The sequence below is a fragment of the Thermoproteus sp. CP80 genome (assembly GCF_002077075.2).
Lineage (GTDB): Archaea > Thermoproteota > Thermoprotei > Thermoproteales > Thermoproteaceae > Thermoproteus.
In genome coordinates this window covers 1-603 of record NZ_LCWM02000074.1, presented here as the reverse complement: position 1 = coordinate 603, position 603 = coordinate 1, and the positions used below count along the sequence as shown (strand labels likewise).

General features: G+C 66.8%; 1 protein-coding gene. It reads left to right on the top strand.

The window, feature by feature from the left end:
• A partial coding sequence (locus B7L68_RS08435) for an FAD-dependent thymidylate synthase (RefSeq protein WP_081247207.1) occupies window positions 1-603 on the top strand: 603 nt, incomplete at both ends.

The following is a 603-nucleotide window of genomic DNA, read 5'->3' as shown; positions in this document are numbered from 1 at the left end:
GCCCTCAAGGCCCAGCCGCAGGGCGTCGTCGAGAGGAGGGTGTCGGGGTTCTACAGGCAGGGCCACTGGTCGGTCTTCGAGTTCATGGGGGCACAGCTCCTGGTGGAGTGCAGTAGGGCCTGCCACACCCAGTTCATAAGGCACAGGCTGGCGTCCTACTGGTCTGAATCGCAACGGTACGTGGACTACTCCAAGAGGGAGTTGCGGTTCGTGGTGCCGGCGGGCTTCCCCGAGGACGTCCTCAGGAGGGCCTACGAGGACTACCTGGCGCTGAGGCGCTCCTTCAGGCCGGAGTACGCCAGGATGGCCCTCCCCAACGCGGCGGCCGTGAGGTTCGCGGTGCAGATGAACGCGAGGGAGCTCCTCCTCAACTTCGTCCCCCTGAGGTGCGCCGCGGCGGCGCAGGCCGAGATAAGGCACGTCTGCTGGCAGATCTTCGCAATAGCGTGGAGGCTCTGGCCAACCCTCGCCAAGCTGGTGTGGCAGGACCTCCCCCAGCTACACCGCGACTTCTGCGCGAAGGTCCCCGAGGGGCAGGACTGCCGCCTATACGCCATAGAGGACGCCGAGAAGGCCCACGGCCCCCTCCCCGAGAAGCCGTGG